Raw genomic sequence first — 5198 nt, forward strand, 5'->3', positions numbered from 1 at the left:
ACATCGGCCGCCGTTCCCGACGAAGCGCAGGCGGCACTGGCTCGCCAATTGGCGACGACAGCAACGACGCTGGACGAGCTTCGCCAGCACATGGCGGCATTCGAAGGCTGCAACCTCAAAGCCACCGCCAAGAACCTGGTGTTCGCCGACGGCAACCCGGAAGCCGCCGTCATGCTGGTCGGCGAGGCACCCGGCCGCGATGAGGACATCGAGGGCCTGCCCTTCGTCGGCCGCTCGGGCCGGCTGCTCGACCGCATGCTGGCCGCGATCGGGCTCGACCGCACTTCAGTCTATATCGCCAATGTCATTCCCTGGCGACCGCCGGGCAATCGCACGCCGACGCCGCACGAGACCGAGATCTGCCGGCCGTTCATCGAACGGCAGATCGAGCTGGTCAATCCGAAGGTGCTGATCAACCTTGGCGGCCCGTCAGCCAAGACCTTGCTCAACACCTCGGAAGGCATATTGCGGCTGCGCGGCAACTGGCGCGTCCACACGACGGCGTCCGGCATCGCCATCCCGGCCATGCCGACGCTGCATCCGGCCTATCTCCTGCGAACCCCGTCGCACAAGAAGCTGGCGTGGCGGGATTTCCTCGAAGTGAAGGCAAAGCTGCGCGCGCTTGGGTGATTGGCCAATCTCCCCCCTCGTGGGGGAGATGTCCGGCAGGACAGAGGGGGGCGCGAAGATCGCAAGCCTTTGCCTTGCCCGCTATACCCTACGAATGAGTTGAAGGACTCGTGATGTCGATCGCAAGGTCGGCGGGACAGCGCCCCCCTCTGCCTTGCTAGGCATCTCCCCCACGAGGGGGGAGATTGGCTGTCACCTCCGCTTTCGCCAGTCTCGAACGTGGATGCTGTGCCGATAACCTCCGAGGTAATTGAATTACGTCTGCTCTGGGCCTAGTCATTCACCCATGACAACAGCTCAAACCTCCGCCGGCAGCCTCATTCGCGAGTGGCGCACCCGCCGCCGCATGTCGCAGCTCGACCTCGCCATGGAGGCCGAGATCTCGCAGCGGCATCTGAGCTTCGTCGAAAGCGGTCGCGCCGCACCTTCGCGCGACATGGTGCTGCATCTGGCCGAGCAATTGTCGATACCGCTCAGGCAACGCAATCAATTGCTGCTCGCCGCCGGCTTTGCCCCTAGCTTCGGCGAACGCTCGCTGACCGACACGACGCTGGCGCCGGCGATGGCGGCGGTGGAGATCGTGCTCAAGGGACATGAACCGTTCCCGGCACTCGCTGTCGACCGGCACTGGAACCTGGTTTCGGCCAACGCCGCCATCGCTCCCTTCCTCGCCGATGTCAGCGAAGCTTCGCTGCTGACGCCGCCGGTCAACGTGCTTCGCCTCAGCCTGCATCCCGGCGGTATCGCGCCACGCATCGTCAATCTCCAGGAATGGCGCACGCACCTGCTTGAGCGCCTGAAACACCAGAACGACGCGAGCGGCGACCCGGTGCTGGTCGAGCTGGAGCGTGAGCTGAGGACTTATCCGTCCGGCCTCAGGGGCAGCCGGCCGTCGCCGGTCGAGCCGAACGCCATCGTGCATCCGCTCAGGCTGGCGCATGGCGATCAGGTGCTGTCGTTCATCAGCACCATCACCGTCTTCGGCACGCCGCTCGACGTGACGCTTTCGGAACTGGCGATCGAATCGTTTTTCCCGGCCGACGAGCAGACGAGGACGGTGCTGGTTCGGTTGGCGAAGGAGCAAGCCGAGCTGTCGTAATCACCCTTCAGGCAAAGATGCCTTGCGTGTGCGGGTGCGCTCCAGGCCAAGCTGGCGCTCGCGCCAGATGATGAAGATGCCGGCGGCGACGACGATCAGGCCGCCGACAAGCATATGGAGCGTGGCGACGTCGCCGAAGACGAGATAGCCGACGACGACGCCGAGGATCATCGACGTATATTCGAACGGCGCCACGACCGAGGCTTCGGCATGGCGATAGGCCGCCGTCATCAGGATCTGCCCGAGGCCGCCGCAGAAGCCGGCGGCAACAAGAAGAGCCGCCTGGAGCGGCGTCAGCGCCTGCCAGCCGAATGGCAGCGACAGCAGCGACATGACGCTCGCCGTCACCGAAAACCACAGCACGATGGTCGCCGTGCGCTCGCTTTGCACGAGATTGCGCACCAGGAGCATGGCGACGGCCGAGATCGCCGCCGCGACAAGAGCGGCCATGACGCCAAGCACTTCCTGGTCGTCGAGCGCCTCGTCGGAACTCAGCAGCGTCAGTTCCGGCCACGAGATGATCAGCACGCCGACCAGGCCGACCGCGACCGCGCTCCAGCGATAGACACGGATGGCCTCGCCGAGGAAGATCGAGCTGAACACCACCACCAGCAGCGGCTGCGCATAGTTCAGCGTGATCGCTTCCGGCAGCGGCAGCCGGGTCAACGCAAAAAAGCCGAGCCCCATGGCGCAGACGCCGACCAGGCCGCGGGCGATGTGGTTGAACGGACGCCTGGTGGTGAAGGCAGTGCCGAGTTCCTGCCTGAAGGCCAGGAAGGCGATGATCGGGAAGATGGCGAAGAAAGAGCGGAAGAAGACAATCTGGCCGGCCGGAACCGTGCCTGCCGCTTTGATGCAGGTCTGCATGCCGACGAAGACCGCCACCGACACGATCTTGAACATGATGCCGGTGAGCGTGTCGTGCCCGCCGGCATCATCGCCGGCTGTGGCCGAGGGGCTGCGGGGGCCCGCTGTCACGCTCCCGACGCTTCTCGGATCGTCGCCCAGATACGCGCCGGCGTTGCCGGCATGTCGATGTGCTTGACGCCATAGGCGCGCCAGAGCGCGTCGGTCACCGCATTGAGTGCCGCAGGCGTCGAGCCGATGGTGCCGGCCTCGCCCGCGCCCTTGATGCCGAGTGCATTGGTCGTCGACGGCACGTTGCGGGTCTCGAAATGGAAGAACGGGAAATTGTCGGCGCGCGGCATGGCGTAATCCATGAAGCTCGCCGTCAAAAGCTGTCCGTCCTCGCCATAGATAGTGTCCTCGGTCAGTGCCTGGCCGATACCTTGCACGACGCCGCCATGCACCTGGCCGGCGAGCAGGATCGGGTTCACGGTGACACCGAAATCGTCGACGATGGTGTAGCGGACGATCTCGGTCGCGCCGGTGTCGGGATCGATCTCGACCTCGCAGATATGGGTGCCGTTGGGATAGGTGCATTCGTCCTGCACGAACTCGCCAAAGCCCTTGAGATCGTCGGGCGTCTTGGCGGCCTTGGCGATGGCGGAAAAATCAATCGAGCGATCGGTGCCGACGATGCGGGCAACGCCGTCGGACAATTCGATGTCGCCGGCAGAAGCCTCCAGTTCGTCGGCTGCGATGCGCTTGATCTTGTTGGCCAGATCCTCGCCCGCGCGGGAAGCCGATACACCTCCCAGCGGAATGGAGCGCGAGCCGCCGGTGCCGCCGCCGGCCTTCAATTCATCGGTATCGCCCTGGCGGACATGGATCTTGTCGATGTCGAGATTGAGCTTTTCCGACAGGAACTGCGCATAGGCGGTGGCGTGCCCCTGTCCGTTCGTCTGGGTGCCGATCTTCAGCGTCACCGTGCCGTCGCCATTGAGTTCGACAAAGGCCGGTTCGGAGCCTGGAAAGGCACAGGCCTCGATATAGGTCGCCATGCCGAGGCCGCGGATTTTTCCGCCGGCCTTCGATTGCGCCAGCCGCTCAGGAAACGCTTTCCATTCGGATTGCTCGATGGCGCGCTCCATATGGCCTTCGAATTCACCGGTGTCGTAGAGGCGGCCGGTTTGCGTCCGGTAGGGAAACTGCTCCGGCCGGATGAAGTTGCGGCGGCGGATCTCCTCGACAGGCAGGCCAAGATCATGGGCGCAGGCATCGACCAGCTTTTCCAGCAGGAACGCTGCTTCCGGCCGACCGGCACCGCGATAGGCATCGACCGGGCAGGTGTTGGTGTAGAGGCCGGTCACCGAGACGTCGAGCGCCTGGATATCGTAGACACCGGTCGACATGGTGACGCCGATATAGGGGATGAACGGACCATATTGCGAGATATAGGCGCCGATGTTGGCGAGCAGGTCCACCTTCATGCCGAGAAAGCGGCCGTCCTTGTCCAGCGCCATCTCGGCCGTGACGAAATTGTCGCGGCCTTGCGCGTCGGTCAGGAAGTGTTCCGTGCGGTCGCCGGCCCATTTCACCGGGCGGCCAAGCCGCTTCGCCGCTTCCAGCACCAGCGGATACTCGCGGTAGACGAAGCTCTTCGGCCCGAAACCACCCCCGACATCAGGCGTGATGACGCGCAACTGGCCCTTCTTGATCTTGAACACGCTGGCCAGGATATACTGCATGGAGTGCACGCCTTGCGACCCGGTGGTCAGCACGAAGCGCTTCTCCTCGACGTTCCATTCGCCGATCGCGGAGCGCGGCTCCATGTAGTTGCACACCAGCCGGTTGTTGACGAACTCGATGTGGGTGACATGGGCGGCCTTGGCGAAAGCCGCTTCGGTCTTTTTCCTGTCGCCCATGTGGTAGCTGAAGGCGCGGTTGGAACCAAGCTCCGGCCAGACCAGCGGCGTGCCTTCGGCAAGTGCATTTGCGGTCCCGGAGGCGGCATCTTCGCCGTCATAGTCGACATCGATCAGTTCAGCGGCATCCTGCGCCAAGGCACGGCTGTCGGCGACGACGAAGGCAACCGCATCGCCGACATAGTTGACGCGGTCGCGGCACAGGATCGGGATGTCGCGCGTCGGCGCCTTGGTGCCATCCGGCTGTTCCTGCATGACGCCGGATTTCAGATCGCCGAGATGGGCAAGGTCCTTGCCGGTCAGCACCAGATGGACGCCAGGTGCCGCCTTCGCCGCCTCGGTCGAACCGATGGTGAAGCTGGCCTTGGCGACCGGCGAGCGCAGGACGTAACCATGCAGGACGCCAACCGGCTGGATGTCGTCGGTATAACGGCCCTGGCCCTGAATGAAGGCGGCGTCCTCGCGCCGCAGCACGGATGCGCCCATGCCGAATTTCGGTGTGACGACGGTCATGGATGCCTCGCGATGATGACAGGAAAACGAACGCCTGAAATAGGCATTGCCTCAGTTTTGTCGAGGGGCCGTTTCGTGTAAAGAGCGCGGACTTCAAATTTCTTGGACCAGCGGACACAATCCGCCGCCAACGCAATCGACAGGAAAACCCACGGAATGCGCACGGACACCGGCCAGGTCTTCAAGCT

Annotated in this window: 5 protein-coding genes; 2 read left to right on the plus strand and 3 right to left on the minus strand. The window is 64.0% G+C overall.

All coding sequences use genetic code 11. The features are described from left to right. Together EN943_RS34725 and EN943_RS34735 are read left to right on the plus strand one after the other, a co-directional pair. Nucleotides 1-630: uracil-DNA glycosylase (locus EN943_RS34725; RefSeq protein WP_164778541.1), on the plus strand; the 630-nt coding region annotated here is incomplete at its 5' end. Nucleotides 631-916: 286 nt separating this feature from the next. Beyond that, complete coding sequence (locus EN943_RS34735) at nucleotides 917-1729, plus strand: helix-turn-helix transcriptional regulator (RefSeq protein WP_127416347.1); 813 nt, start codon at nucleotides 917-919, stop codon at nucleotides 1727-1729. Here the strand turns inward: EN943_RS34735 and EN943_RS34740 are convergent, their stop codons facing one another. The 3 genes from EN943_RS34740 to EN943_RS38075 form a co-directional block, all read right to left on the minus strand. After that, nucleotides 1730-2632: a DMT family transporter gene (locus EN943_RS34740; protein ID WP_245476089.1), complete on the minus strand. Its 903-nt coding sequence runs from the start codon at nucleotides 2630-2632 to the stop codon at nucleotides 1730-1732. 71 nt (nucleotides 2633-2703) lie between these two features. Then, nucleotides 2704-5010 carry a xanthine dehydrogenase family protein molybdopterin-binding subunit gene (locus EN943_RS34745; protein WP_127416349.1) on the minus strand — a complete coding sequence of 769 codons (2307 nt, stop codon included), beginning with the start codon at nucleotides 5008-5010 and terminating at the stop codon, nucleotides 2704-2706. Further along, a partial coding sequence (locus EN943_RS38075) for a hypothetical protein (RefSeq protein ID WP_206522869.1) occupies nucleotides 5007-5198 on the minus strand: 192 nt, incomplete at its 5' end. The genes EN943_RS34745 and EN943_RS38075, both read right to left, overlap by 4 nt.

Source organism: Mesorhizobium sp. M7A.F.Ca.US.006.01.1.1 (genome assembly GCF_003997935.1).
Classification (GTDB): domain Bacteria; phylum Pseudomonadota; class Alphaproteobacteria; order Rhizobiales; family Rhizobiaceae; genus Mesorhizobium.

Excerpts from the sequence above, each read along its gene's own strand:
- EN943_RS34735 (WP_127416347.1), top strand. The coding sequence starts at position 917 with ATGACAACAGCTCAAACCTCCGCCGGCAGCCTCATTCGCGAGTGGCGC.
- EN943_RS34740 (WP_245476089.1), bottom strand. The coding sequence starts at position 2,632 with ATGTTCAAGATCGTGTCGGTGGCGGTCTTCGTCGGCATGCAGACCTGC.
- EN943_RS34745 (WP_127416349.1), bottom strand. The coding sequence starts at position 5,010 with ATGACCGTCGTCACACCGAAATTCGGCATGGGCGCATCCGTGCTGCGG.